Below are 24,763 nucleotides of genomic sequence, written 5' to 3'. Positions count from 1 at the left end.
TCAAACCGGACGGGCCCTTTTGAGGACCGTCGTGGGACGAAGCTGGTCATTACAGAAGGGCCGTCCATCACTGGACGGCCCGTGCAACGAAATCAGATATCCAGCAGCAAACGAGCCGGGTCTTCCAGCAAGTTCTTGATGGTAACCAGGAAGGTCACAGCTTCTTTGCCATCGATCAGACGGTGATCGTAGGACAGAGCGAGGTACATCATCGGACGGATAACAACCTGACCGTTGATCGCCATAGGACGCTGCAGAATGTTGTGCATGCCCAGAATAGCCGCTTGCGGCGGGTTGACGATCGGGGTCGACATCATCGAACCGAAGGTACCACCGTTAGTGATGGTGAACGTACCGCCGGTCATCTCGTCCATCGACAGTTTGCCGTCACGAGCCTTCTTGCCGAAGGTGGCGATGCCGCCTTCGATTTCCGCCAGGCTCATCAGTTCGGCGTTACGCAGAACCGGTACAACCAGACCGCGGTCGCTGGAAACAGCAACACCGACGTCAGCGTAGCCGTGGTAAACGATGTCAGCACCGTCGATTGACGCGTTGACAGCCGGGAAGCGTTTCAGCGCTTCGGTAGCAGCCTTGACGAAGAACGACATGAAGCCCAGGCGCACGCCGTTGTGGGACTTCTCGAACAGGTCCTTGTACTTCGAACGCAGGGCCATGACTTCGGTCATGTCGACTTCGTTGAAAGTGGTCAGCATCGCCATGTTCGATTGAGCTTCAACCAGACGCTTGGCGACGGTGGCCCGCACGCGGGTCATCGGTACGCGCTTCTCGATGCGATCGCCGGCAGCGAACACTGGAGCAGCAGCGGCAGGAGCAGCAGCCTTGGCAGGCGCGGCAGCCGGAGCGGCTTTCTTGGCAGCTACAGCGGCAACAACGTCTTCCTTGGTCACACGACCGCCTTTGCCAGTGCCGGCAACGGAAGCGATGTTGATACCGTTTTCTTCAGCCAGCTTGCGAGCAGCCGGTGCAGCAACAGGATCATCTTCGCCTTCAGCGGCAGGAGCAGCAGCTTGTGCAGCGGCCGGAGCAGCGGCAGCAGCTGGAGCGGCAGCAGCGCCGCCCGCTTCGATGGAGCCCAGGACTTCGTCGGACAGAACGGTGTCGCCTTCGTTCTTGACGATAGCGCCCAGCACGCCATCAGCGGTGGCCAACACTTCCAACACGACTTTGTCAGTTTCGATGTCGACGATCAGGTCATCGCGCTTGACGGCGTCGCCCGGCTTTTTGTGCCAGGTGGCAACGGTGCCATCGGCAACCGATTCCGGGAAAGTGGGGGCTTTGATTTCGATAGCCATTATCTGTGGGTCCTTAAATTCGGTTTCAGGTGCGCGAAGGCGTTAAACAGTAAAGGCGTCTTGCAGCAGTTTTTCCTGCTGCTCAGCGTGCATCGATGCATAACCACAAGCAGGTGCAGCGGAAGCATCACGACCGGCGTACTCGAGAAAGAGTGCTTTGTTGTGATTGCCAACGATGCGGCGCATGTGGTGTTGGCTGCAGTACCAGGCACCCTGGTTCATCGGCTCTTCCTGACACCAAACGATATGTTTGAGGTTGGTGTACGGAGCCAGGACTTCGTTCAAGTCGTCCTCAGGGAATGGGTACAGCTGCTCGATACGCACGATGGCGATGTCATCACGACCTTCGGCACGGCGTTTTTCCAGCAGGTCGTAGTAGACCTTGCCGCTACACAGAACAATGCGCTCGACCTTTTTCGGGTCCAGGGTATCGATTTCCGGGATAACGGTCTGGAACGAACCTTCGGCCAGATCTTCCAGGGTCGAGATGGCCAGTTTGTGACGCAGCAGCGACTTCGGCGTCAGGACGATCAACGGCTTGCGCAGCGGGCGAATCACCTGGCGACGCAGCAAGTGGTAGATCTGAGCCGGCGTAGTCGGCACGGCTACCTGAATGTTGTGCTCGGCGCACAGTTGCAGGTAACGCTCCAGACGAGCCGAAGAGTGCTCCGGACCCTGACCTTCATAACCGTGCGGCAGCAGCATGGTCAGACCGCAGAGACGGCCCCACTTGTGCTCGCCACTGGTGATGAACTGGTCGATAACCACTTGGGCACCGTTGGCGAAGTCACCGAACTGGGCTTCCCAGATCACCAGCGCCTCAGGCGTGGTGGTCGAGTAACCGTATTCGAACGCCAACACGGCTTCTTCGGACAGGAACGAATCGTACAGGTCGAAACGTGGCTGGCCCTTGTACAGGTTTTGCAGCGGGACGTAGGTACCCGCGTCTTTCTGGTTGTGCAAGACAGCGTGACGGTGCGAGAACGTACCACGACCGATGTCCTGACCCGTCATGCGGATCGGGTGACCTTCGAACGCCAGGGTCGCGTACGCCATGGTTTCGGCGTAACCCCAGTTGATCGGCAGGCCGCCGGCTTGCATTTTCTGACGGTCTTCGTAGATTTTCGAGACCTGGCGCTGAACCACGAAGCCTTCTGGAATTTCCAGCAGCTTGGCGGACAGTTCCTGCAAGGTTTTCAGATCGAAGCGAGTGTCGTGACGCGCGGTCCAGGCGTGGCCCAGATACGGACGCCAGTCCACGAACAACTCTTTGTTCGGCTCTTTGACCAGGCTTTTTACAACATGCAGACCGTTGTCCAGCGCATTGCGGTATTCGTCGACTTTCGCCTGAACACGCTCTGCGTCCAGCACACCGCCCTGAGTCAGACGATCGGCATACAGCTCACGGGTGGTGCGCTGTTTGGTGATCTGCTGATACATGATTGGCTGGGTGCCGCTTGGCTCGTCGGCCTCGTTGTGGCCACGACGACGGTAGCAGACCAGGTCGATCACCACGTCACGCTTGAACTGCATGCGGTAGTCGATGGCCAGCTGGGTCACGAACAACACGGCTTCCGGATCATCACCATTCACATGGAGGATCGGCGCCTGGATCATTTTCGCAACGTCGGTCGCGTACTCGGTGGAACGCGAGTCCAGCGGGTTGCTGATGGTGAAACCGACCTGGTTGTTGATCACGATGTGCACGGTACCGCCGGTCTTGAAACCGCGGGTCTGCGACATCTGGAAGGTTTCCATGACCACGCCCTGACCGGCAAATGCCGCGTCACCGTGGATGGAGATCGGCAGAACCTTCTCGCCGGTAGGGTCGTTACGACGATCCTGACGGGCGCGAACCGAACCCTCGACCACCGGGGAAACGATTTCCAGGTGGGACGGGTTGAACGCCATGGCCAGGTGAACTTCACCGCCAGTGGTCATCACGTTGGACGAGAAGCCCTGGTGATACTTAACGTCACCGGAACCCAGCTCGACCTTCTTCTTGCCTTCAAACTCGTCGAACAGCTCGCGCGGGTTCTTGCCGAAGGTGTTGACCAGCACGTTGAGACGGCCACGGTGGGCCATGCCGATAACGATTTCCTTGGTGCCGTAGGAACCGGAACGCTGGATCAGCTCGTCGAGCATCGGAATCAGGCTCTCGCCGCCTTCCAGACCGAAACGCTTGGTACCCGGGTATTTGGTACCCAGGTATTTTTCCAGACCTTCGCCGGCGGTGACGCGCTCGAGCAGGTGGCTCTTGATGTCGGCGGAGTACGTTGGACGGCCGCGCACGCTTTCCAGACGCTGCTGGAACCACTGGCGCTGCTCGGAATCGGTGATATGCGTAAATTCAGCGCCGATGGTGCGGCAATATGTCTGCTGCAACGCTTCGTGAATTTCGCGTAGGCTCGCCTCCTCTTTGCCGATGAACAGGTCGCCGGCACGGAAGGTCGTATCAAGATCGGCATTGGTCAAGCCGTAGTGATTGATCGACAGGTCTGCAGGTGCAGGACGCTGCCACAGCCCCAGCGGGTCAAGCTGGGCTGCCTGGTGGCCACGCATACGGTAGGCCTGGATCAATCGCAGCACTTCAACTTGCTTCTTCTCGTGCTCACTGCTCACGCTGCCGGCGGAAACCGGTTGGGCGCGGCGCTGGTTCTTTGCCAGCAAGACGAAATGATCGCGAATTGTGGAGTGCGAAACATCGGTGGCAGTGTTGCCGTCAGCAGGCAACTTCTGGAAGTAGGTGCGCCACTCTTCTGGCACAGCGTTAGGGTCGTGCAGGTAGAGCTCGTAGAGCTCTTCCACATAGGCAGCGTTACTACCGGATAGGTAGGCGCTGTTCCACATGCGCTGCATCACGCTTTCTTGCATGCTTGGTCACCCTCGGTTAGGGGAACACCACCGGCGTCGACACCGAGCACACTTGCAGAAGTCCAAATGCAGCGACTAAAACAAGCCACTTAGGATCACGCTGATAGTCCGGGTACCAGCCCGGATGCCCCTGCTTGTCTCATTTCTTCAAAATAAGAGCCGCAGCCTTATAAGCTGCTGCTCAGGTTAAGACTACGGCGCCGGTTGAAGCCTGCGCCGTAGCATCTACGGGTACTGCGGTCCTACAGGTACTGCTGAATCACACGCCGCTTTGCAGCAGCATGTTACGTACGTGACCGATGGCCTTAGTCGGGTTCAGGCCTTTCGGGCAGACGTTGACGCAGTTCATGATCCCGCGGCAGCGGAATACGCTGAACGGGTCATCCAGTGAAGCCAGACGCTCGGCAGTCTTGGTGTCGCGGCTGTCTGCCAGGAAGCGATACGCTTGCAGCAGAGCAGCTGGACCCAGGAACTTGTCCGGGTTCCACCAGAAGGACGGGCAAGAGGTCGAGCAGCAAGCGCACAGGATGCACTCGTACAGACCGTCAAGCTTTTCACGCTCTTCAGGGGTCTGCAGACGTTCGATGGCCGGAGCCGGCGTGTCGTTCTGCAGGTATGGCTTAACCTTCTCGTATTGCTTGTAGAAGATGCTCATATCGACGACCAGGTCACGGATAACCGGCAAACCTGGCAGAGGACGAACGATCAGCTTGTTACCTTTTACAACAGCGGACAGCGGCGTGACGCACGCCAGAGCGTTTTTGCCGTTGATGTTCATGCCGTCGGAACCGCAAACACCTTCACGGCAAGAGCGACGATAGGAGAAACCTTCGTCCTGCTCTTTGATCAGGGCCAGGACGTCCAGCACCATCAGGTCTTTACCACCGGTATCGACCGTAAATTCCTGCATGAACGGCGCAGCGTCCTGATCAGGGTTGTAGCGATAAACACTGACTTGCAACATGGCGGCCACCCTTAATAAGTCCGAATCTTAGGTTCAAAAGTCGGAACGGTCTTCGGCGAGAAGTTCACAGCACGCTTGGTAACGCGCTTGTCACCCGGGAAGTACAGGGTGTGGCACAGCCAGTTTTCGTCGTCGCGATCTTCGTAGTCTTCACGGGCGTGAGCGCCGCGGGACTCTTTGCGGATCTCTGCGGCGATGGCGGTAGCTTCGGCCACTTCCAGCAGGTTCTGCAATTCAAGAGCTTCGATACGAGCGGTGTTGAACGCCTGGCTCTTGTCGTTGATCTTGACGTTGGCGATACGGCCACGCAGATCAGCCAGCTGAGCAATACCCTTCTGCATGTATTCGCCGGTACGGAACACACCGAAGTAGTTCTGCATGCAGCTTTGCAGCTCTTTACGCAGGGTGGCGACGTCTTCGCCTTCGGTACGCGAGTTCAGGCCATCGAGACGTGCCAGGGCAGCGTCGATGTCGGACTGGCGAGCGCGGGTGTAGTCGACGCCTTCTTTCAGGGTCTGTTCCAGGAACAGGCCGGCAGCACGACCGAATACCACCAAGTCGAGCAGCGAGTTGCCGCCCAGACGGTTGGCACCGTGAACCGATACGCAGGCCACTTCGCCTACTGCGAACAGGCCCGGGATGATCTGGTCAACGCCGTTTTCATCCTGAGTGATTGCCTGACCATGAATGTTGGTCGGCACGCCGCCCATCATATAGTGGCAGGTTGGAACGACCGGAATCGGCGCTACGGCTGGATCGACGTGGGCGAAGGTCTTGGACAGTTCCATGATGCCTGGCAGACGACTGTGCAGAACTTCTTCACCGAGGTGATCGAGTTTCAGCATTACGTGGTCGCCATCCGGACCGCAACCGTTGCCGGCGATGATTTCTTTAACCATCGAACGAGCAACAACGTCACGACCAGCAAGGTCTTTGGCGTTCGGAGCATAACGCTCCATGAAACGCTCGCCGTGCTTGTTGATCAGGTAACCGCCTTCACCGCGGCAGCCTTCAGTAACCAGTACACCGGCGCCGGCGATGCCGGTTGGGTGGAACTGCCACATTTCAATGTCTTGTACCGGCACGCCAGCACGCAGAGCCATGCCGACGCCGTCACCTGTGTTGATCAGGGCATTGGTGGTGGACGAGTAGATACGACCTGCACCGCCAGTCGCCAGTACAGTGGCGTTAGCGCGGACGTAGGAGGTTTCGCCGGTTTCGATGCAGATGACGATCATGCCGACAAAGGCACCATCTTCGTTCTTCACCAGGTCGACACCGTAGTATTCGTTGAGGAACACGGTGCCGGCCTTCAGGTTGGCCTGGTACAGGGTGTGCAGCAGTGCATGACCGGTACGGTCGGCAGCGGCGCAAGTACGTGCAGCCTGGCCGCCTTTACCGAAGTCTTTCGACTGTCCGCCGAACGGACGCTGATAGATGCGACCTTGTTCAGTACGGGAGAACGGCAAGCCCATGTGCTCGAGTTCGAAGACCGCTTCCGGGCCTACGGAACACATGTATTCGATAGCGTCCTGGTCACCGATATAGTCGGAACCCTTGACGGTATCGTACATGTGCCAGCGCCAGTCATCGTTCGGATCTGCCGAAGCGATGGCGCAGGTGATACCACCCTGGGCGGAAACAGTGTGCGAGCGAGTCGGGAAAACCTTGGTAACTACGGCAGTCTTGTGACCACCCTGTGCCAGCTGCAGAGCAGCGCGCATACCAGCACCGCCGCCGCCAATAATGATGGCGTCGAACGAAAGCGTATTAACTGTAGTAGACATGAATCAGATACCCCAAAGAATCTGCACACCCCAGACGAAGTAAGCGAACATCGCGACGCCGCATACCGCCTGGAAGAGGAAACGTATTGCAGTCGCGGACTTGCCGAACGCCATTGGCGTCAGGTAGTCGGTCGCGATGGTCCACATGCCGACCCAGGCGTGAGCGCCGAGGGCAACGAGGGCCAGGAGACTGAAAATACGCATCCAGTTGCTTGCGAACAGTTCATGCCATTGGGCGTAGCCGATGCCAGGGTTGGCAACGACGTATCCGATCAGGAAGATGAAATAAGCCGCGAGAACGACCGCAGAAACACGTTGCGCCATCCAGTCATAGAGGCCCGAACGCGACAGGTTCGTGACGTTAGTTACCATATCCAAACTCCTGCCAGAACGATTACCACCACGGAAACGGCGATAACGATTTTCGAGCCCAGTTTGCCGCCTTCAAGCGACTCGCCGATGCCCATGTCCATCATCAAATGGCGCACACCGGCAACCAAGTGATACAGCAAGGCGGACAGGATGCCCCATGTCACTAGCTTGGCTAGCGGACTGGTCAGACACGCTTTCACCTGACCGAAGCCTTCTTCCGAGTCGAGCGACTTGTCCAATGCATAAAGCATGATGGCCAGGCTGACAAAGAGGATGATTCCGGAGATTCGGTGAAGAATGGACGTGTAAGCAGTGACTGGGAGTTTGATGGTCCTTAGGTCTAGGTTTACAGGTCGTTGGCTATTCACGGCTTTTTTTCACACTGAAGAGCCCCTAACAATCAGGGCAAAGTTGTTGGGGAGTGCACTGGTCAGGTACCCACCACCCAGGGAGTGCGACCCCCAGTAAAGCAGGCCCAAAAGCCCCTGGCGGTCGGAGGCCGAGTATAGACAGTTAGGCTACTAATGACAACGCAATCGCCTTCCCCTAATAGCTCATTGCACAAGTCGTATAAAAGGCGTAAATGGCAGTCAATTTCGAGGAAAAAGTCCGGTTAAAGCCTTCTGGAGCAAGACTTTAGGCAAATTGACATTCGAATTTATCTCACTATAGTGGTGCGGGCCCTGCGTGGGGGGTCTGTCTGATGATTTCAAGCATAAATAGGAGGCCACATGGCTGACAAAAAAGCGCAGTTGATCATCGAGGGCGCAGCCCCCGTCGAGCTGCCCATTTTAACCGGCACCGTTGGTCCCGATGTAATTGATGTTCGGGGCCTGACGGCCACGGGCCGTTTCACCTTTGACCCGGGTTTCATGTCGACCGCTGCCTGCGAGTCGAAGATCACCTATATCGACGGTGACAACGGGATCCTGCTGCACCGCGGCTACCCGATCGAACAGCTGGCTGAAAAATCGGACTACCTGGAAACCTGCTATCTGCTGCTCAACGGCGAGCTGCCGACAGCAGAACAGAAAGCCCAGTTCGTCAGCACCGTGAAGAACCACACCATGGTTCACGAGCAGCTGAAAACTTTCTTCAACGGTTTCCGTCGCGACGCCCACCCGATGGCCGTCATGTGCGGTGTAGTCGGCGCCCTCTCGGCCTTCTACCACGACTCCCTGGACATCAATAACCCGCAGCATCGCGAAATCTCCGCGATCCGCCTGGTTGCCAAGATGCCAACCCTGGCAGCGATGGTTTACAAGTACTCCATGGGCCAACCCATGATGTACCCGCGCAACGACCTGACGTACGCGGAAAACTTCCTGCACATGATGTTCAACACTCCGTGCGAGATCAAACCGATCAGCCCGGTACTCGCCAAGGCCATGGACAAGATCTTCATCCTCCATGCCGACCACGAGCAGAACGCATCGACTTCCACCGTACGCCTGGCTGGCTCTTCGGGCGCCAACCCGTTCGCCTGTATCGCCGCCGGCATCGCTGCACTGTGGGGCCCTGCCCACGGCGGCGCGAACGAAGCTGTTCTGACCATGCTCGATGAAATAGGCGATGTGTCGAACATCGACAAGTACATCGCCAAGGCCAAGGACAAGAACGACCCGTTCAAACTGATGGGCTTCGGTCACCGGGTTTACAAAAACCGCGACCCACGCGCAACAGTCATGAAGCAGACCTGCGACGAAGTGCTGAAGGAACTGGGCATCACCAACGATCCGCAACTCGAACTGGCCATGCGCCTGGAAGAGATCGCCCTGACCGACCCGTACTTCATTGAACGCTCGCTGTACCCGAACGTCGACTTCTACTCGGGGATCATCCTCAAGGCGATCGGCATTCCAACCAGCATGTTCACCGTGATCTTCGCTTTGGCGCGGACTGTCGGCTGGATCTCCCACTGGAAAGAAATGCTCTCCAGCCCGTACAAGATTGGCCGTCCGCGCCAGTTGTACACCGGCTACGAGTCGCGTGACATCACCAAGCTGGAAGACCGCAAATAAGACCTGTCTTGCGATAACGTCTTAAAGTTGCACCGGGAACGGCCTCTATGTAGATAGAGGCCGTTTCTGTTTGTGCTGGTTCAGCGGCCTGAAGGCCGACTGGGTCTTTGGTCGTGTACATATCCGTTGCTGCGGTAACGGCTGATTATGGTTTCGCTTTTACAGCCAGCCCTTTCAAGGTCTTTGATAAAATCCTCAAAACTCCAGTCAGGACGGCGAGACGATGTGGGCAGAGGTTTAGCGCGGTTCGAGAAAAAAGCACCGGCCAGTGTCATGGCCAAATTGGTTTTGGAGCAGGCCGTTGCGGCAGAGTGGGTTGATCAGGTGTTCGAAGAACATCGTCAGCGCCAGTACCCGCGCGAGCTTTTGTTTTCGACCATTATTGAGCTGATGTCCCTTGTTTCTCTGGGTTTGCGGCCCTCCCTACACGCCGCCGCGCGGCAGATGGAGGATCTTCCCGTCAGCCTGGCGGCGCTTTATGACAAGGTCAGCCGAACCGAACCTGCGCTGTTGCGCGCGTTGGTAACTGGTAGCGCGCAGCGCCTGGCTCCGACGATTCAAGAATTGGGTTGCTCGGCCATTTTGCCTGGCTGGCAATTACGCGTCGTCGACGGCAACCATCTGCCTTCCAGCGAAAAACGTCTGGGCGCTTTGCGCCGCCAACGAGGTGCCGCCCGCCCTGGTTTTTCGGTCGTGGTTTACGACCCTGATCTCGACCAAGTCGTCGACCTTCAGCCCTGTGAAGATGCCTATGCCAGCGAGCGCGTCAGCGTGCTGCCGTTGCTGGAAAAGGCCACGGCGGGCCAGCTATGGATGGCTGATCGGCTCTACTGCACGCTCCCGGTCATGGAGGCCTGCGAAGATGCCGGCGCTTCATTCATCATTCGCGAACAAAGCAAGCATCCACGCCTGCTTAAAGAAAGCGACTGGCAGGAGCCTGTCCCGGTCGCAACTGGCAGCGTGCGCGAGCAAACCATCGAAGTAAAAGGCGGACGCCAGTGGCGGCGTGTCGAACTGAACCTGCAAAACCCCACCGAATCCGGCGACACCACGCCGTCCTTCTGGAGCAACTTGCCCGACACCATCAGCGCAGAGCAGATCGCCGATTTGTACCGACGTCGCTGGAGTATTGAAGGGATGTTCCAGCGTCTGGAATCGGTGCTGGACAGTGAAATCGAAACCTTGGGCAACCCCAAAGCCGCCCTGCTGGGGTTCGCGTCCGCCGTGTTGGCTTACAACGTTTTGTCCGTGCTTAAACGCAGTGTCGAACAGGCTCATTGCCAGACCCAACCCGAGGGCTGGGAAGCGTCGATCTTTCACCTGACGGTACAGGTTCGCAGCGGTTATGAGGGTATGCAAATAGCCTTGCCGCCAGAGCACTTATCCCTCCCCATCCCCGCAGGAGGGCTGGCTCAGTACCTGCTGACGCTAGGCCGAAACGTCCAGCCCAAAGCGGTCGCCAAAAGCAAACGAGGTCCGAAGGTGCTCAAGTCCAAAGAATGGCTGGAGGGTAAGGCAGTGAATGCCCACGTGTCGACGGATCGGGTGCTCAAAGCCGCGAAAGTCAAAAGACCTTGAAAGGGCTGGCTGTAAAAGCGAAACCATAATCAGCCGTTACCGCAGCAACGGATATGTACACAATCAAACCGCCCAACAAAAAAAGCCCCGATCTCTCGACCGGGGCATTTCTGTTTAACGCAGCTTATATAAGCAAACCTGAAACCTTAGTGAGAAACCGCCCCACTCGCCCCCAAGCCCGTCTGCGAACGAACAAACTGAGGGAAGAACAGCGCCCGCTCATTGTCAGCCGCGGTCGACTTGTCTGTAATCGAGAAGAACCAGATCCCGATAAACGCAATGGCCATGGAGAACAGCGCCGGGTACTCATACGGGAAGATAGCCTTCTCGTGATGCAGAATCTGCACCCAAATGGTTGGCCCAAGCACCATCAAACCAACAGCACTCACCAAACCCAACCAGCCACCGATCATCGCTCCGCGGGTGGTCAGATTCTTCCAGTACATGGAAAGCAGCAGCACCGGGAAGTTACAGCTCGCCGCGATGGAGAACGCCAGGCCCACCATGAACGCGATGTTCTGGCTTTCGAACAGAATGCCCAGACCGATCGCCAGCACGCCCAGAAAGATGGTGGTGATTTTCGAGACGCGGATCTCGTCCTTGTCGTTGGCCTTGCCCTTCTTGATCACGCTGGCGTAAAGGTCGTGAGACACCGCCGTAGCGCCGGCCAGCGTCAAACCAGCCACTACAGCCAGAATGGTTGCGAACGCGACTGCCGAGATGAAGCCCAGGAAGATACTGCCACCGACCGCGTTAGCCAGGTGCACCGCCGCCATGTTGTTGCCGCCCAACAGCGCGCCAGCAGCATCTTTAAAGGCAGGGTTGGTGCTGACCAGCAGGATCGCGCCGAAGCCGATGATGAACGTCAGGATGTAGAAGTAGCCAATGAAGCCGGTTGCATACAGCACGCTCTTGCGAGCTTCTTTCGCGTCACTCACGGTGAAGAAGCGCATCAGAATGTGCGGCAGGCCAGCGGTACCGAACATCAGTGCCAGGCCAAGGGAGAACGCGGAGATCGGGTCTTTCACCAGACCGCCGGGGCTCATGATCGCCTCACCTTTAGGGTGAACCTTGATCGCCTCGGAAAACAGCGCATTGAAGTCGAAGTTGACGTGCTTCATCACCATCAGCGCCATGAACGAGGCACCGGACAGCAGCAACACTGCCTTGATGATCTGCACCCAAGTGGTCGCCAGCATGCCGCCGAACAACACGTACATGCACATCAGGACACCGACCAGGATCACTGCAATGTGATAGTCGAGACCGAACAGCAGTTGAATCAGCTTGCCGGCACCGACCATTTGCGCGATCAGGTAGAACGCCACCACCACCAGCGAGCCGCAAGCGGACAGCGTGCGGATCTGGGTTTGCCCAAGGCGATAGGACGCCACGTCGGCAAAGGTGTATTTACCCAGGTTACGCAGGCGCTCGGCGATCAGGAACAGAATGATCGGCCAGCCCACCAGGAACCCGATCGAGTAGATCAGGCCGTCGTAGCCGGAAGTGAACACCAGGGCGGAAATACCCAGGAAGGACGCCGCCGACATGTAGTCACCGGCAATCGCCAGACCGTTCTGGAAGCCGGTGATCTTGCCACCCGCCGCATAGTAGTCGGCTGCCGAATTGTTGCGCTTGGAAGCCCAGTAGGTGATGCACAGGGTCAAACCGACGAACGCTACGAACATCAAAATCGCAGAGACGTTAAGCGGTTGTTTGTTGACTTCACCAGTCAGGGCTTCAGCGGCCCAGGCACCAGGCGCGAAAGCTGCGATGCTCAATAGAGCCATTAGACGCCGGATCATTGCTGAGCCTCCTTGAGAATCGCATTGTTCAGGTCGTCGAATTCGCCATTGGCGCGTCGTACGTAGATTGCAGTCAGGATAAAGGCCGAGAGAATCAACCCGACACCAATCGGTATCCCCCAGGTAATCGAAGACTCGGGGCTAATTTTTGCCCCCAGAATATGCGGCCCGTAAGCAATCAAAAGGATGAAACCGGAGTAAAGCCCAAGCATGATCGCCGAAAGAATCCAGGCGAACCTTTCTCGCTTACTAACCAGCTCCTTGAAGCGCGGGCTGTTTTGAATCGAGAGGTAAATGCTGTCGTTCATTGTTTTTATCCTCGCAGCACAGATGAAGTTGGAACGTTATCCACTCTATGCGGCTGCGGAACTGGTTCCAGACGACCTTAGTATTAGAACGACATGACAGTTTTGTTCCCCCTGTAGGAGCACGGCTTGCCGGCGATGGCAATTTTGAGGGCGCCATCGCTGGCAAGCCGTGCTCCTACGGAAATGCAAAAGGCCGCTTGGAAGCGATACCAAGCGGCCCTGTAAAGTGCTGACTAGACGCGTCAGCTCAAATCATTTGGTCCAGTCTGCAACGCGTTCCGGGTGTTTGGCCACCCACTCCTTCGCGGCGGCTTCAGGTTTGGCACCGTCCTGAATGGCCAACATGACTTCGCCGATTTCGTCTTTCGACGCCCACTGGAAGTTCTTCAGGAACTTGGCAACTTCCGGAGCCTTGGTTGCCAGTTCTTTGCTGCCGATGTTGTTTACGGTTTCAGCCGCGCCATAAACGCCTTTCGGGTCGTCCAGGAAGCGCAGTTTCCACTTGGCGAACATCCAGTGCGGCACCCAACCGGTGACAGCAATGGATTCGTTTTTCTTCTCGGCACGGGTCAGCTCGGCAATCATGCCGGCGCCGGAACTGGCCTTGAGTTGATAGCCGGTCAGATCGTAGTCCTTGATTGCCTGCTCGGACTTGAGCATTACGCCCGAACCGGCGTCGATGCCGACGATACGACTTTTGAAGCTGTCGTCGGTTTTCAGATCGGCAATACTTTTAGCTTTGACGTACTCCGGCACGATCAGGCCGATTCTCGCGTCCTTGAAGTTCGGACCGTAATCGACGACTTGATCCTTGTTCTTGGTCCAGTATTCACCATGAGTCACAGGCAGCCATGCAGACATCATGGCATCGAGTTTGCCAGTGGCCACGCCCTGCCACATGATCCCGGTGGCGACTGCTTGCAGTTTCACGTCATAACCGAGTTTCTGCCTGATCACTTCAGCGGCCACGTTGGTCGTGGCGACACTGTCCGACCAGCCGTCGACATAACCGATAGTCACTGCCTTGCCTTCGGCGCTGACTACAGTAGAACTGATCGCCAGCACCAAAGCGGCACCTGCGCCCAAGAGTCGTCGCATCTTCATCGTTACTTCCCCGAAAGTGCTGCGCTCGACGGATGCCGAGTCGCGTCAACGTATTGTTATGGTGCACAGCGCCCCCATCACGCCCACCGCAAACTCATCCGAACATCAGCGCGATTTATCTATGAGAGCACTGATGCGTCGATAATCAACCTCACGACAATGGCGTCCTTCTCTGCCAGCGACCTCAAGGCATCGAGAAACGACATCAGAACGCCATTAATCTAGACCACCGGAAGTCCACCGGCCAATCCGCCCAAACTTTGCATGTCAAAAGTATGCAGGCCACCAAGCACGCGGCAAATGAAGGTAACATGCGCGGCTTTGCTCCCAGACGGCCTGACCATGCCCGCGACATCACGCTTTCCTTTTTTTGCTTATCTATTCGCCTGCCTGTTGGGGCTTTTTGCCCTCGGTGGCTTCTGGTACGGCCTCGGTAAACCGGTGGTGCTGCCGGACGTGGCCAGCGCGACGCACAAGCTGCAATGCGCCTCCTACACCCCGTTCGACAAGGACCAATCGCCGTTCGATCAGCCGTTCAAACTGCGCCCCGAGCGCATGGACGCCGACCTCGCGCTGCTGGCCAAAAGCTTCGAATGCATCCGCACCTATTCCATGACCGGCCTCGAAGCCTTGCCCGCCCTGGCGCGCAAGCACGGGCTGAAGCTGATGATCGGCGCCTGGGTCAACAGCAACCCGGTGGACACCGCCAAGGAGGTCGACCTGCTGATCGCCTCGGCCAACGCCAACGCGGACGTGGTGACCTCAGTGATCGTCGGCAACGAAACCCTGTTGCGCAAGGAAATCACCGGCGCGCAGTTGGCCAAGCTCATTGATAAAGTCAAAAGCCAGGTCAAACAACCTGTCACTTACGCCGACGTCTGGGAGTTCTGGCTCAAGCACCCGGAAATCGCCCCGGCGGTGGACTTCCTGACCATCCATTTGTTGCCGTACTGGGAAGATGACCCGTCGAATATCGACGCCGCCCTGCAGCATGTGGCCGAAGTACGTCAGGTGTTCGGCAACAAGTTCGCACCCAAGGACGTGATGATTGGCGAAACCGGCTGGCCCAGCGAAGGCCGTCAGCGTGAAACCGCCCTGCCGAGCCGGGTCAATGAAGCCAAGTTCATTCGTGCTTTTGTCATCATGGCGGAGCAGCAAGGCTGGCATTACAACCTGATCGAAGCCTTCGACCAGCCGTGGAAACGCGCCAGCGAAGGTGCGGTCGGTGGTTACTGGGGGCTGTTCGATGCCGATCGCCAGGACAAAGGTGTGCTCGCCGGTCCGGTGTCGAACGTGCCTTACTGGACCCAGTGGCTGGTGGTGGGCGGCTTGATCTTCCTTGGCACGTTGATCCTCGGCGGCCGTGTACGCAGCACTCGCGCAGCGCTGGTTCTACCGCTGCTGGGTGCGCTGGCCGCTTGCTCGATTGGCGCCTGGGGCGACCTGGCCCGTGTCACTACGCGGTTTACCAGTGAATGGTTGTGGGTCGCTTTGCTGACGGCTTTGAATGTGTTGGTGCTGGCCCATGCGGCACTGACGCTGAGCGCTCGCACTGGTTGGCGCGGACGGGCGTTCAATGCGCTGGAACGTCGGGCGGGCTGGTTGCTCGCTGTGGCCGGGTTTGCCGCTGCGGTGACGATGCTGGAGCTGGTGTTCGATCCGCGTTATCGCAGCTTCCCGAGTGTCGCATTCATCCTGCCGGCGCTGGTCTATCTGTGCCGCCCGGTGAGCGTGCCGCGTCGGGAGATTGCCCTGCTGACCTTCATCATTGGTGCTGGCATTGCGCCGCAGCTGTATCGTGAAGGTTTGCAGAATCAGCAGGCCTGGGGTTGGGCGCTGGTGAGTGTGTTGATGGTTGCAGCGTTGTGGCGCAGTTTGCGGGTTCGCAAAGGATAATCATCAAGCAAGATCAAAAGATCGCAGCCTGCGGCAGCTACAGGGAAACGCGTATTCCTGTGTGGAGCTGCCGCAGGCTGCGATCTTTCTGTGTCAGGCGACGCGGTTTTCCCGAACCAACCGCAACCCGGCAATCACCACCGCAAAAACAGCCAATGTCGTGTTGTACAACGCCAGCGCCGGAAACCCGAACACCAGCGCGAGCACGGCCAACCACCACCCTGCCCGGCCCGGTAGCACAAAACCGATAACGGCTGCCGCCAATGCCGCGAAGCCCAAGACATTGAAGTGAATCATCAGGCCCAGGCTCGAACGAACCTGGCATTCCCAGCGACTCGCTTCGTCCACGCAGATGCCGACCCATTGAGCATCCTCCATAAAGCCATAACGCGCGCCATAACTGGCGGCCAGCCATAACGGCAGGAGAACGAGCAGCAGAATCACAGGCAGACGGCGGGACATGAAGCACTCCAATAAACGAAAACGGCGGCCAGCTTAATCCCCCGCCAGCGGTAAGCAAACGCATGTAAGAGATAATTGGTCACGAAATAGCTGCAAAGTGTATCGTCCAGCTACTATTACTCCGAAATTAGTCCTGATTGGTGCCGATCCATGGCACTTTGGCGCAAACCCCGTGGTCATAGCCTGCGAACTTCATTCGGCACCTTTCTCTAAGAGATCTAGTCATGCTCCGTTCCTTGCGCTTCGCCGCCCTGTTTGGCGGCCTTATTTTGAGTGCGTCCGCACTGGCGGTCGACATCGACGCCGCCAGTTATGGCTATCCCTTGACCAACCCGTTCGAGGCGACCATTGCCACGACACCGCCGCACTTGCGCCCGGAGTTGCCGCTGGATGACGACATCAATCAGGCCGACCGCAGCGTCAGGTTGCGCCCGGAGCGTGAGTTCGACCTGCCGGATAACTTCTGGCCGGTGAAAAAACTCACCTATCGCATCGCCACCCAGGACAAAGCCGCACCGTTGATCTTCCTGATCTCCGGCACCGGCGCGCGCTATGACAGCAGCCTCAACGAGTACCTGAAAAAGCTCTACTACAAGGCCGGCTACCATGTGGTGCAACTGTCGTCGCCCACCAGCTTCGACTTCATGAGCGCCGCCTCACGCTTCGCCACACCCGGCATCACCAAGGAAGACGCCGAAGACATGTACCGGGTAATGCAGGCTGTGCGGGCACAAAACCCGAAAGTCCCTGTCACTGATTACTACCTGACCGGCTACAGCCTGGGCGCACTGGACGCGGCATTCGTCGCGCACCTGGACGAAACCCGCCGCAGCTTCAACTTCAAGAAAGTCTTGCTGCTCAACCCGCCGGTCAACCTCTACACGTCGATCACCAACCTGGACAAGCTCGTCCAGACAGAGGTCAAGGGCATCAACAACACCACCACTTTCTACGAGCTGGTGCTGGACAAACTGACCCGTTACTTCCAGCAGAAAGGCTACATCGACCTCAACGATGCGCTGCTCTACGACTTTCAGCAGTCCAAGCAGCACCTGAGCAACGAACAGATGGCCATGCTGATCGGCACCTCGTTCCGCTTCTCGGCCGCCGACATTGCTTTCACCTCGGACCTGATCAACCGGCGAGGCCTGATCACGCCACCGAAATACCCGATCACCGAAGGCACCACCCTCACGCCGTTCCTCAAACGCGCGCTGCAGTGCGACTTCGACTGTTACCTCACCGAACAGGTCATCCCGATGTGGCGCGCCCGCACCGACGGCGGCAGCCTGCTGCAACTGATCGACCAGGTCAGTTTGTATGCGCTCAAGGATTACCTGCATGACAGCCCGAAAATCGCCGTCATGCACAACGCCGACGACGTGATCCTCGGCCCTGGCGACCTCGGTTTCCTGCGCAAGACCTTTGGCGATCGTTTGACCGTTTATCCACTGGGCGGCCATTGCGGCAACCTTAATTACCGCGTCAACAGCGACGCCATGCTGGAGTTCTTCCGTGGCTAAACACCTCCTGCTTATCGCAGCGTTACTCTGTGCAGGCGTCGCCAATGCCGACAACAGCAAAGCCAACGCACCGGTTGTCATCGACAGTGACGGCTTCAAGGAGCCGCTGAGCAAACTCAAAATCAACCCGGGGCTGGATCAGCGCGAATTCGAACGCTCGACGCTTAACGCGCTGAACGTCTACGACCCGCTGGAAGAGTGGAACCGCCGCGTCTACCACTTCAACTACCGCTTCGACCAATGGGTGTTCCTGCCAGTGGTTGACGGCTATCGCTACATCACACCGAGTTTCCTGCGCACTGGCGTCAGCAACTTCTTCAACAACCTCGGTGATGTGCCGAACCTGTTGAACAGCTTGCTGCAGTTCAAGGGGCAGCGCTCGATGGAAACCACCGCGCGCCTGCTCCTCAACACCACCGTCGGCATCGCCGGCCTGTGGGACCCGGCCACTGCCATGGGTCTGCCGCGCCAGAGCGAAGACTTCGGCCAGACGCTGGGTTTCTACGGTGTACCCAGCGGCGCCTACTTCGTGTTGCCGATCCTCGGCCCTTCGAACATCCGCGACACCGGTGGCCTGGTGGCGGACTTCAGCGCGGAATCGGCAATCAACTTCCTGAACGTCTCCGAAGTCAGCTCCAACCATCCTGAGGTCTGGCTACTGCGCGGCGTCGACAAGCGTCACCAGAATAGCTTCCGCTATGGCCAGCTGAACTCGCCGTTCGAGTACGAGAAAGTGCGCTACGTGTACACCGAGTCGCGCAAGTTGCAGATCGCCGAGTAAATCCATCGGCAACAAAAAAGGCCGTTCGATGCGAATCGAATGGCCTTTTTCATTTCTAGACTTTCCACAAATCCTCTGTGGTTGTCTTCAGCCTTTCACTGCTTTCCAGAGCTTGCTGGCAACCATCACACCCGCCAACACCACCGCCCCCGCCACAATCCCCGCCACCGCATTCAGCAACGTCGGCACGATAAACCCGGCACCGCCCGCCCCTGCGCTGACACTCTCAATCCAGTGATGAATCACCGGCACGCCGTGGGTGAGAATTCCGCCGCCCACCAGGAACATCGCCGCCGTGCCGATCACCGACAGGCTTTTCATCATGTACGGCGCCGCACGCAGGATCCCGCCGCCAATGCTTTTGGCGATCTGTCCAGGCTTCTGAGTCAGCCACAAGCCGAGGTCGTCGAGTTTGACAATGCCGGCCACCAGGCCATACACGCCAATGGTCATGACGATGGCAATGCCCGAAAGCACGATGACTTGTTGGGTCAGCGAAGCATCAGCCACGGTACCCAGAGTGATGGCGATGATTTCTGCAGAGAGAATGAAGTCGGTGCGGATGGCGCCTTTGATCTTGTCCTGCTCGAACGCCACCAGATCGACCGCCGGATCAGCCACGGCCTCGACCAGTTCGGCATGTTCGGCCTGGTCTTCAGCCTTGCTGTGCAAGAATTTATGGGCCAGTTTTTCGAAACCTTCGAAACACAGGTACGCGCCACCGATCATCAACAACGGCGTGACCAGCCAGGGAATGAACGCGCTGATGGCCAACGCCGAGGGCACCAGGATCAGCTTGTTGAGAAACGAGCCCTTGGCCACCGCCCATACCACCGGGATTTCCCGCTCAGCACGCACACCGGAAACCTGTTGGGCATTGAGCGCCAAATCGTCGCCGAGCACGCCAGCAGTCTTCTTGGCGGCCATTTTGGTCATCAACGCCACATCGTCGAGTACCGCGGCGATGTCGTCGATCAGCAACAGCAAACTGCTTCCTGCCATGAATCAGGTTTCCTTCTTGATTGAATGCCGCGCAGCATAGCGCGGCCGGGGACCGCACGGGGCATTCTTGAGCGCCGCGCGAGGCCGGTGCTACCATGCGCAACCGCCAGAACAGGCAAGGAACCCCCTGGTTTATGAGCACCATCCGCGAGCGCAACAAAGAACTGATCCTGCGTGCCGCCAGTGAAGAGTTTGCCGACAAGGGCTTCGCTGCGACCAAAACCAGTGACATCGCAGCCAAGGCGGGATTGCCCAAGCCCAACGTCTACTACTACTTCAAATCCAAGGAAAACCTCTACCGCGAGGTCCTGGAAAGCATCATCGAACCGATTCTGAAGGCCTCGACACCGTTCAACGCCGACGGCGTGCCCAGTGAAGTGCTGAGCGGCTACATCCGCTCGAAAATCCGCATCTCCCGCGACCTGCCCTTCGCCTCCAAGGTGTTCGCCAGCGAAATCATGCACGGCGCCCCGCACCTGAGCGCGGATCTGGTTGAACGACTCAACGGCCAGGCCAAGCACAACATCGACTGCATCCAGACCTGGATCGACCGCGGCCAGATCGCCCCGATCGACCCCAACCACCTGATGTTCAGCATCTGGGCCGCGACCCAGACCTATGCCGACTTCGACTGGCAGATTTCCGCAGTGACCGGAAAGGCCAAGCTCGATGAGGCTGATTATGAAGCGGCGGCGCAGACGATTATCCGGTTGGTGCTCAAGGGGTGTGAGCCGGACTGATACACCGCGGCGCGCCCATCGCCAGCAGGCTGGCTCCCACAATGGATCTCTGACACTCAGATAATCCACCTGTGGGAGCCAGCCTGCTGGCGATGGGGAGGACTCGGTTTTTGGATCAAACCCAGATCGCATCCCACAGCGGATAGTCGCCAAGCCGCTCGACCAACCCGGCCCGCAACGGGTTAGCCACAACATACCGGGCAACCTTTACCAAGTCCTCTTCACGACGCAGCGCTCGATCATGAAAACTTCGCTGCCAAAGACTGGCCCTACGGCCGGCAGACAGATTCACTGCCTTGGTACTCAAAGACTTGGTCTTTTGCATCAGTCCGCACAGCGACCCCCGCTGCAATTCGATCAGCCAATGAAAATGATCCGGCATGACGACCCAGGCCAGTGAGTTTGCACAACCTTGGTCCTGCGCAGCGCGAAATTGCGAGACGACTAATCTGCCCAAGGTGAAGTCCTTGAAAACAGGTTCTCGCTCGAGTGTGTTTGTCGTTAAGAGATAGATGCGGTTTTGCTCGGCATAGCGGCCGATGCGCAGACGGTTTGAAGCTGGTAAATCCGGCATTCCATTGCCCTTTTCATGATGAAATCAAAAAAAGCCTAGTCTTGTGATGACTAAAAGGCGGGGGCAGACTTTTGGCAGGATGTGTCTGGCAGAGCACCATCGCCAGCAGGCTGGCTCCCACAGTGGATCTCTGACACGCAGATAGTCCCCTGTGGGAGCCAGCCTGCTGGCGATAGCGGTAGATCAATCACCCAATAATCAAGCAGTCACCCCAGCATCCGCCTGCAACCCCAACGCCTCAATCGCGTTGATCGCACATTGCTCATCAACATCAGAAAGATCACCGCTGATACCAACAGCCCCCAGCACGTTTCCGTCCTGATCCCGAATCAATACACCGCCCGGTGCCGGCACAACGCTGCCCTGCCCCAGACTGTTCAAAGCGGCGATAAACGCCGGTCGTTGCTGTGCGTCCAGCGCCAGCAGGCGTGAACCTTTGCCAAGGGCGATGGCGCCCCAGGCTTTGCCGATGGCGATCTGCGGGCGCAGCAGGCTGGCGCCGTCTTCACGCTGCAGGGTGACCAAGTGTCCACCCGAATCCAGTACTGCGATGGTCAATGGAGCCGCCGAGATTGCACGCCCGGCGGAGATAGCCTGATTGGCCAGGTTAACTGCGACTTTCAAGGTTAAAGCGCTCATGGTGCCGTCCTCATTTTGTTATAGGGAAAGCTGCTGGACTGCGTTTTGTTCAGAAGTCCGATGCAACAAATAGAACACAATGAGTTATTTTTTTGTATACAATAATTCTCGAAAAGCGCCACATGCGACGAAACGCCACAGTAGATCTGGCTTCCGACGAATGAAACGGCCGCTTGAGAAAATGGATTGACCTGCGCCGTCCGCCGTGAATACACTCTGCGCAAAGCCACTTGTATACAATTACAAAACGTAAGAGGCACAAAACAATGAGCAAAATGAGAGCAATCGAAGCCGCCGTTCTGGTGATGCGCCGTGAAGGAGTTGATACCGCTTTTGGCATCCCGGGCGCCGCGATCAACCCGCTGTACTCCGCCTTGCAGAAGGTCGGTGGCATCGATCACGTCCTCGCTCGCCACGTTGAAGGCGCCTCGCACATGGCCGAGGGCTACACCCGCACCAAGGCCGGCAACATCGGCGTGTGCATCGGCACTTCGGGACCTGCCGGTACCGACATGGTCACCGGGCTCTACAGCGCCTCGGCCGACTCGATCCCGATTCTTTGCATTACCGGCCAGGCCCCCCGCGCCCGTATGCACAAGGAAGACTTCCAGGCTGTCGACATCACCTCGATCGTCAAGCCAGTGACCAAGTGGGCAACCACCGTCATGGAACCGGGTCAGGTGCCTTACGCGTTCCAGAAAGCCTTCTACGAAATGCGCTCCGGCCGTCCAGGCCCGGTGCTGATCGATCTGCCGTTCGACGTGCAGATGGCTGAAATCGAATTCGACATCGACGCCTATGAACCACTGCCGCTGGCCAAGCCAACCGCTAACCGCGTGCAAATCGAGAAGGCCCTGGCCATGCTCGATCAGGCCGAGCGTCCGTTGCTGGTGGCCGGTGGCGGCATCATCAATGCCGACGCCAGCGAATTGCTGGTGGAATTCGCCGAGCTGACCGGTATCCCGGTGATCCCGACCCTGATGGGCTGGGGCACCATTCCGGACGATCACCCGTTGATGGTCGGCATGGTCGGTCTGCAAACCTCGCACCGCTACGGCAACGCGACAATGCTGAAGTCGGACGTGGTGCTGGGCGTCGGTAACCGTTGGGCCAACCGTCACACCGGTTCGATCGACGTCTACACCGAAGGCCGCAAGTTCATCCACGTTGACATTGAACCGACCCAGATCGGCCGTGTGTTCACCCCGGACCTGGGCATCGTGTCCGACGCCGCTGCCGCGCTGACCGTGTTCATCGAAGTCGCTCGCGAATGGCAAGCCGCCGGCAAGCTGAAAAACCGCAGCGCCTGGCTGCAAGACTGCCAGCAGCGCAAGGCCAGCCTGCACCGCAAGACCCACTTCGACAACGTGCCGGTCAAGCCGCAGCGCGTGTACGAAGAGATGAACCAAGTGTTCGGCAAAGACACTTGCTATGTAAGCACCATCGGTCTGTCGCAGATTGCCGGCGCGCAGTTCCTGCACGTCTACAAACCGCGTCACTGGATCAACTGCGGTCAGGCAGGTCCTCTGGGCTGGACCATTCCGGCAGCGCTGGGCGTGGTCAAGGCTGATCCGACCCGTAAAGTTGTGGCGCTGTCGGGCGACTATGACTTCCAGTTCATGATCGAAGAGTTGGCGGTGGGCGCGCAGTTCAAGCTGCCGTACATCCACGTGGTGGTGAACAACTCGTACCTGGGGCTGATCCGTCAGGCTCAGCGCGGTTTCGACATGGACTACTGCGTGCAGCTGTCCTTCGACAACCTGAACGCTCCGGAACTCAACGGTTACGGTGTCGACCACGTCGCGGTTGCCGAAGGTCTCGGCTGCAAGGCGCTGCGTGTGTTCGAACCGGGTCAGATCCAGCCTGCCCTGCGCAGGGCTCAGGAGCTGATCGAAGAGTTCAAGGTGCCGGTGATCGTCGAGATTATTCTGGAGCGTGTGACCAACATTTCCATGGGCACCGAGATCAACGCCGTCAACGAATTCGAAGACCTGGCGCTGGTCGGCAACGATGCGCCAACCGCGATTTCGTTGCTCGATTAAGACGACCTGATACCTGTAGCAGCTGCCGAGGTACGAGGCTGCGTTGCGTGTCCGCAGGACCGCCGTCGGGGGCCGCTTCGCAGCCCAACGCAGCCTCGTCCCTCGGCAGCTGCTACAGGCACCTATTTTTACAGGAGACCACCATGCCGCGTTTCGCAGCCAACCTGTCCATGCTGTTCACCGAGCAGGATTTTCTTGCCCGTTTTGAAGCCGCCGCCAAGGCCGGCTTCAGTGGTGTCGAATACCTGTTCCCTTACGACTTCAGCTCCGCCGAGATCAAAGCCACGCTCGACGCGAACGGCCTGACCCAGGTGTTGTTCAACTTGCCGGCCGGTGACTGGGCCAAGGGTGAGCGCGGTATCGCGTGCCTGCCGGACCGGGTTGAAGAGTTCCGCGCCGGTGTCGACCTGGCGATTGCTTACGCAAAAGTGTTGGGCAACACCCAGGTCAACTGCCTGGCCGGTATTCGTCCACAAGGCGTCGACGATGCCACCGTGGAAAAAACCTTCGTCGCCAACCTCACGTACGCCGCCGACAAGCTGCAAGCGGCGGGCATCAAACTGGTGATGGAAGCGATCAACACCCGCGACATCCCGGGTTTCTACCTGAACAACACCGCGCAAGCCCTGTCGATTCGCGAACAGGTCGGCAGCGCCAACCTGTTCCTGCAATACGACATCTACCACATGCAAATCATGGAGGGCGACCTGGCCCGCACCCTGCAATCACACCTGGGCGAAATCAACCACGTGCAATTGGCGGACAACCCAGGGCGCAACGAACCAGGCACCGGTGAAATCAACTACCGCTTCCTGTTCGAACACCTGGACCGCATTGGTTATCAGGGCTGGGTCGGCTGTGAATACAAGCCGCTGACCACCACTGAAGCGGGTCTGGGCTGGTTGAAAACCCATAACGCGATCTGACACAGATCCCACCCAAAGCAGCACTCCCCTATTTGCTTGAGCAACACAAAAA

21 protein-coding genes are annotated in these 24,763 nt (G+C 58.1%); 8 read left to right on the top strand and 13 right to left on the bottom strand.

Annotation, left to right across the window (positions count from 1 at the left end):
* Positions 1-92: 92 nt before the first annotated feature.
* The 6 genes from odhB to sdhC form a co-directional block, all read right to left on the bottom strand.
* Entirely contained in the window at positions 93-1,313 is a 1,221-nt protein-coding gene (gene odhB, locus QFX16_RS08775) for a 2-oxoglutarate dehydrogenase complex dihydrolipoyllysine-residue succinyltransferase (protein WP_010456848.1), read from the bottom strand.
* A 42-nt stretch (positions 1,314-1,355) separates the two neighbouring features.
* On the bottom strand, positions 1,356-4,187 hold the full coding sequence (locus tag QFX16_RS08770; RefSeq protein WP_283183612.1) for a 2-oxoglutarate dehydrogenase E1 component: 2,832 nt from the start codon (positions 4,185-4,187) through the stop codon (positions 1,356-1,358).
* Positions 4,188-4,446: 259 nt separating this feature from the next.
* Positions 4,447-5,151 carry a succinate dehydrogenase iron-sulfur subunit gene (locus tag QFX16_RS08765; protein WP_140893366.1) on the bottom strand — a complete coding sequence of 235 codons (705 nt, stop codon included), beginning with the start codon at positions 5,149-5,151 and terminating at the stop codon, positions 4,447-4,449.
* An 11-nt stretch (positions 5,152-5,162) separates the two neighbouring features.
* Positions 5,163-6,938 (bottom strand): succinate dehydrogenase flavoprotein subunit, encoded by a 1,776-nt coding sequence (sdhA, locus tag QFX16_RS08760; protein ID WP_208671896.1) that lies wholly within the window; start codon positions 6,936-6,938, stop codon positions 5,163-5,165.
* A 3-nt stretch (positions 6,939-6,941) separates the two neighbouring features.
* Positions 6,942-7,310 (bottom strand): succinate dehydrogenase, hydrophobic membrane anchor protein, encoded by a 369-nt coding sequence (sdhD, locus tag QFX16_RS08755; RefSeq protein ID WP_007945134.1) that lies wholly within the window; start codon positions 7,308-7,310, stop codon positions 6,942-6,944.
* Positions 7,304-7,678 carry a succinate dehydrogenase, cytochrome b556 subunit gene (gene sdhC, locus QFX16_RS08750; protein WP_033053500.1) on the bottom strand — a complete coding sequence of 125 codons (375 nt, stop codon included), beginning with the start codon at positions 7,676-7,678 and terminating at the stop codon, positions 7,304-7,306. Before sdhC ends, sdhD begins: the two co-directional genes overlap by 7 nt.
* Positions 7,679-8,041: 363 nt before the next feature.
* Here sdhC and gltA point away from each other — a divergent pair, with 363 nt between their 5' ends.
* Positions 8,042-9,331, top strand: a complete 1,290-nt coding sequence (gltA, locus tag QFX16_RS08745) for a citrate synthase (RefSeq protein WP_282377548.1) — start codon at positions 8,042-8,044, stop codon at positions 9,329-9,331.
* 273 nt (positions 9,332-9,604) lie between these two features.
* Positions 9,605-10,909 (top strand): IS4 family transposase, encoded by a 1,305-nt coding sequence (locus tag QFX16_RS08740; RefSeq protein WP_283183611.1) that lies wholly within the window; start codon positions 9,605-9,607, stop codon positions 10,907-10,909.
* A 146-nt stretch (positions 10,910-11,055) separates the two neighbouring features.
* Here the strand turns inward: QFX16_RS08740 and QFX16_RS08735 are convergent, their stop codons facing one another.
* From QFX16_RS08735 to QFX16_RS08725, 3 genes are all read right to left on the bottom strand, one after another.
* Positions 11,056-12,714 (bottom strand): cation acetate symporter, encoded by a 1,659-nt coding sequence (locus QFX16_RS08735; protein ID WP_283183610.1) that lies wholly within the window; start codon positions 12,712-12,714, stop codon positions 11,056-11,058.
* Positions 12,711-13,022: a DUF485 domain-containing protein gene (locus tag QFX16_RS08730; protein ID WP_017337238.1), complete on the bottom strand. Its 312-nt coding sequence runs from the start codon at positions 13,020-13,022 to the stop codon at positions 12,711-12,713. The genes QFX16_RS08735 and QFX16_RS08730 overlap by 4 nt, the downstream gene beginning before the upstream one ends.
* A 252-nt stretch (positions 13,023-13,274) precedes the next feature.
* The gene (locus QFX16_RS08725; protein WP_283183609.1) at positions 13,275-14,126 is read right to left on the bottom strand and encodes a glycine betaine ABC transporter substrate-binding protein; all 852 of its coding nucleotides are present in this window, start codon (positions 14,124-14,126) and stop codon (positions 13,275-13,277) included.
* Positions 14,127-14,426: 300 nt separating this feature from the next.
* Between QFX16_RS08725 and QFX16_RS08720 the strand changes: the two genes are divergently transcribed.
* Positions 14,427-16,022: a glycoside hydrolase family 17 protein gene (locus QFX16_RS08720; protein ID WP_283183608.1), complete on the top strand. Its 1,596-nt coding sequence runs from the start codon at positions 14,427-14,429 to the stop codon at positions 16,020-16,022.
* Between the two features lie 93 nt (positions 16,023-16,115).
* On the opposite strand, the gene QFX16_RS08715 is transcribed toward QFX16_RS08720, so the two are convergent.
* Positions 16,116-16,484, bottom strand: coding sequence for a hypothetical protein (locus tag QFX16_RS08715; RefSeq protein WP_046054321.1), 369 nt, complete (start codon positions 16,482-16,484; stop codon positions 16,116-16,118).
* Between the two features lie 224 nt (positions 16,485-16,708).
* Between QFX16_RS08715 and QFX16_RS08710 the strand changes: the two genes are divergently transcribed.
* Together QFX16_RS08710 and QFX16_RS08705 are read left to right on the top strand one after the other, a co-directional pair.
* Positions 16,709-18,007, top strand: a complete 1,299-nt coding sequence (locus QFX16_RS08710; protein ID WP_283183607.1) for a serine/threonine protein kinase — start codon at positions 16,709-16,711, stop codon at positions 18,005-18,007.
* Positions 18,000-18,788, top strand: coding sequence for an MlaA family lipoprotein (locus tag QFX16_RS08705; RefSeq protein WP_283183606.1), 789 nt, complete (start codon positions 18,000-18,002; stop codon positions 18,786-18,788). The genes QFX16_RS08710 and QFX16_RS08705 overlap by 8 nt, the downstream gene beginning before the upstream one ends.
* An 87-nt stretch (positions 18,789-18,875) precedes the next feature.
* Here the strand turns inward: QFX16_RS08705 and QFX16_RS08700 are convergent, their stop codons facing one another.
* Positions 18,876-19,790 (bottom strand): DUF808 domain-containing protein, encoded by a 915-nt coding sequence (locus tag QFX16_RS08700; RefSeq protein WP_283183605.1) that lies wholly within the window; start codon positions 19,788-19,790, stop codon positions 18,876-18,878.
* A 134-nt stretch (positions 19,791-19,924) separates the two neighbouring features.
* On the opposite strand from QFX16_RS08700, the gene QFX16_RS08695 reads away from it, so the two are divergent.
* The gene (locus QFX16_RS08695) at positions 19,925-20,530 is read left to right on the top strand and encodes a TetR/AcrR family transcriptional regulator (RefSeq protein WP_283183604.1); all 606 of its coding nucleotides are present in this window, start codon (positions 19,925-19,927) and stop codon (positions 20,528-20,530) included.
* A 115-nt stretch (positions 20,531-20,645) separates the two neighbouring features.
* On the opposite strand, the gene QFX16_RS08690 is transcribed toward QFX16_RS08695, so the two are convergent.
* Both QFX16_RS08690 and QFX16_RS08685 read right to left on the bottom strand, forming a co-directional pair.
* Positions 20,646-21,104, bottom strand: coding sequence for an REP-associated tyrosine transposase (locus tag QFX16_RS08690; RefSeq protein ID WP_283183603.1), 459 nt, complete (start codon positions 21,102-21,104; stop codon positions 20,646-20,648).
* 198 nt (positions 21,105-21,302) lie between these two features.
* Positions 21,303-21,743: a GlcG/HbpS family heme-binding protein gene (locus QFX16_RS08685; RefSeq protein WP_283183602.1), complete on the bottom strand. Its 441-nt coding sequence runs from the start codon at positions 21,741-21,743 to the stop codon at positions 21,303-21,305.
* A 266-nt stretch (positions 21,744-22,009) separates the two neighbouring features.
* Here QFX16_RS08685 and gcl point away from each other — a divergent pair, with 266 nt between their 5' ends.
* Positions 22,010-23,785 carry a glyoxylate carboligase gene (gene gcl, locus QFX16_RS08680; protein WP_283183601.1) on the top strand — a complete coding sequence of 592 codons (1,776 nt, stop codon included), beginning with the start codon at positions 22,010-22,012 and terminating at the stop codon, positions 23,783-23,785.
* A 143-nt stretch (positions 23,786-23,928) separates the two neighbouring features.
* Positions 23,929-24,711 (top strand): hydroxypyruvate isomerase, encoded by a 783-nt coding sequence (hyi, locus tag QFX16_RS08675; RefSeq protein ID WP_283183600.1) that lies wholly within the window; start codon positions 23,929-23,931, stop codon positions 24,709-24,711.
* The last annotated feature ends 52 nt before the right edge of the window (positions 24,712-24,763 follow it).

Source organism: Pseudomonas svalbardensis (assembly GCF_030053115.1).
GTDB classification, from domain to species: Bacteria; Pseudomonadota; Gammaproteobacteria; order Pseudomonadales; family Pseudomonadaceae; genus Aquipseudomonas; species Aquipseudomonas svalbardensis.
Note: the sequence above shows the minus strand (reverse complement) of the source record. Positions and strands in the feature narration are given on the sequence as shown.

Bases quoted from the DNA above. Each gene is read 5' to 3' on its own strand.
- odhB (WP_010456848.1), bottom strand. From the start codon at position 1,313: ATGGCTATCGAAATCAAAGCCCCCACTTTCCCGGAATCGGTTGCCGAT.
- QFX16_RS08770 (WP_283183612.1), bottom strand. From the start codon at position 4,187: ATGCAAGAAAGCGTGATGCAGCGCATGTGGAACAGCGCCTACCTATCC.
- QFX16_RS08765 (WP_140893366.1), bottom strand. From the start codon at position 5,151: ATGTTGCAAGTCAGTGTTTATCGCTACAACCCTGATCAGGACGCTGCG.
- sdhA (WP_208671896.1), bottom strand. From the start codon at position 6,938: ATGTCTACTACAGTTAATACGCTTTCGTTCGACGCCATCATTATTGGC.
- sdhD (WP_007945134.1), bottom strand. From the start codon at position 7,310: ATGGTAACTAACGTCACGAACCTGTCGCGTTCGGGCCTCTATGACTGG.
- gltA (WP_282377548.1), top strand. From the start codon at position 8,042: ATGGCTGACAAAAAAGCGCAGTTGATCATCGAGGGCGCAGCCCCCGTC.
- QFX16_RS08740 (WP_283183611.1), top strand. From the start codon at position 9,605: ATGGCCAAATTGGTTTTGGAGCAGGCCGTTGCGGCAGAGTGGGTTGAT.
- QFX16_RS08735 (WP_283183610.1), bottom strand. From the start codon at position 12,714: ATGATCCGGCGTCTAATGGCTCTATTGAGCATCGCAGCTTTCGCGCCT.
- QFX16_RS08730 (WP_017337238.1), bottom strand. From the start codon at position 13,022: ATGAACGACAGCATTTACCTCTCGATTCAAAACAGCCCGCGCTTCAAG.
- QFX16_RS08725 (WP_283183609.1), bottom strand. From the start codon at position 14,126: ATGAAGATGCGACGACTCTTGGGCGCAGGTGCCGCTTTGGTGCTGGCG.
- QFX16_RS08720 (WP_283183608.1), top strand. From the start codon at position 14,427: ATGAAGGTAACATGCGCGGCTTTGCTCCCAGACGGCCTGACCATGCCC.
- QFX16_RS08715 (WP_046054321.1), bottom strand. From the start codon at position 16,484: ATGTCCCGCCGTCTGCCTGTGATTCTGCTGCTCGTTCTCCTGCCGTTA.
- QFX16_RS08710 (WP_283183607.1), top strand. From the start codon at position 16,709: ATGCTCCGTTCCTTGCGCTTCGCCGCCCTGTTTGGCGGCCTTATTTTG.
- QFX16_RS08700 (WP_283183605.1), bottom strand. From the start codon at position 19,790: ATGGCAGGAAGCAGTTTGCTGTTGCTGATCGACGACATCGCCGCGGTA.
- QFX16_RS08695 (WP_283183604.1), top strand. From the start codon at position 19,925: ATGAGCACCATCCGCGAGCGCAACAAAGAACTGATCCTGCGTGCCGCC.
- QFX16_RS08690 (WP_283183603.1), bottom strand. From the start codon at position 21,104: ATGCCGGATTTACCAGCTTCAAACCGTCTGCGCATCGGCCGCTATGCC.
- QFX16_RS08685 (WP_283183602.1), bottom strand. From the start codon at position 21,743: ATGAGCGCTTTAACCTTGAAAGTCGCAGTTAACCTGGCCAATCAGGCT.
- gcl (WP_283183601.1), top strand. From the start codon at position 22,010: ATGAGCAAAATGAGAGCAATCGAAGCCGCCGTTCTGGTGATGCGCCGT.
- hyi (WP_283183600.1), top strand. From the start codon at position 23,929: ATGCCGCGTTTCGCAGCCAACCTGTCCATGCTGTTCACCGAGCAGGAT.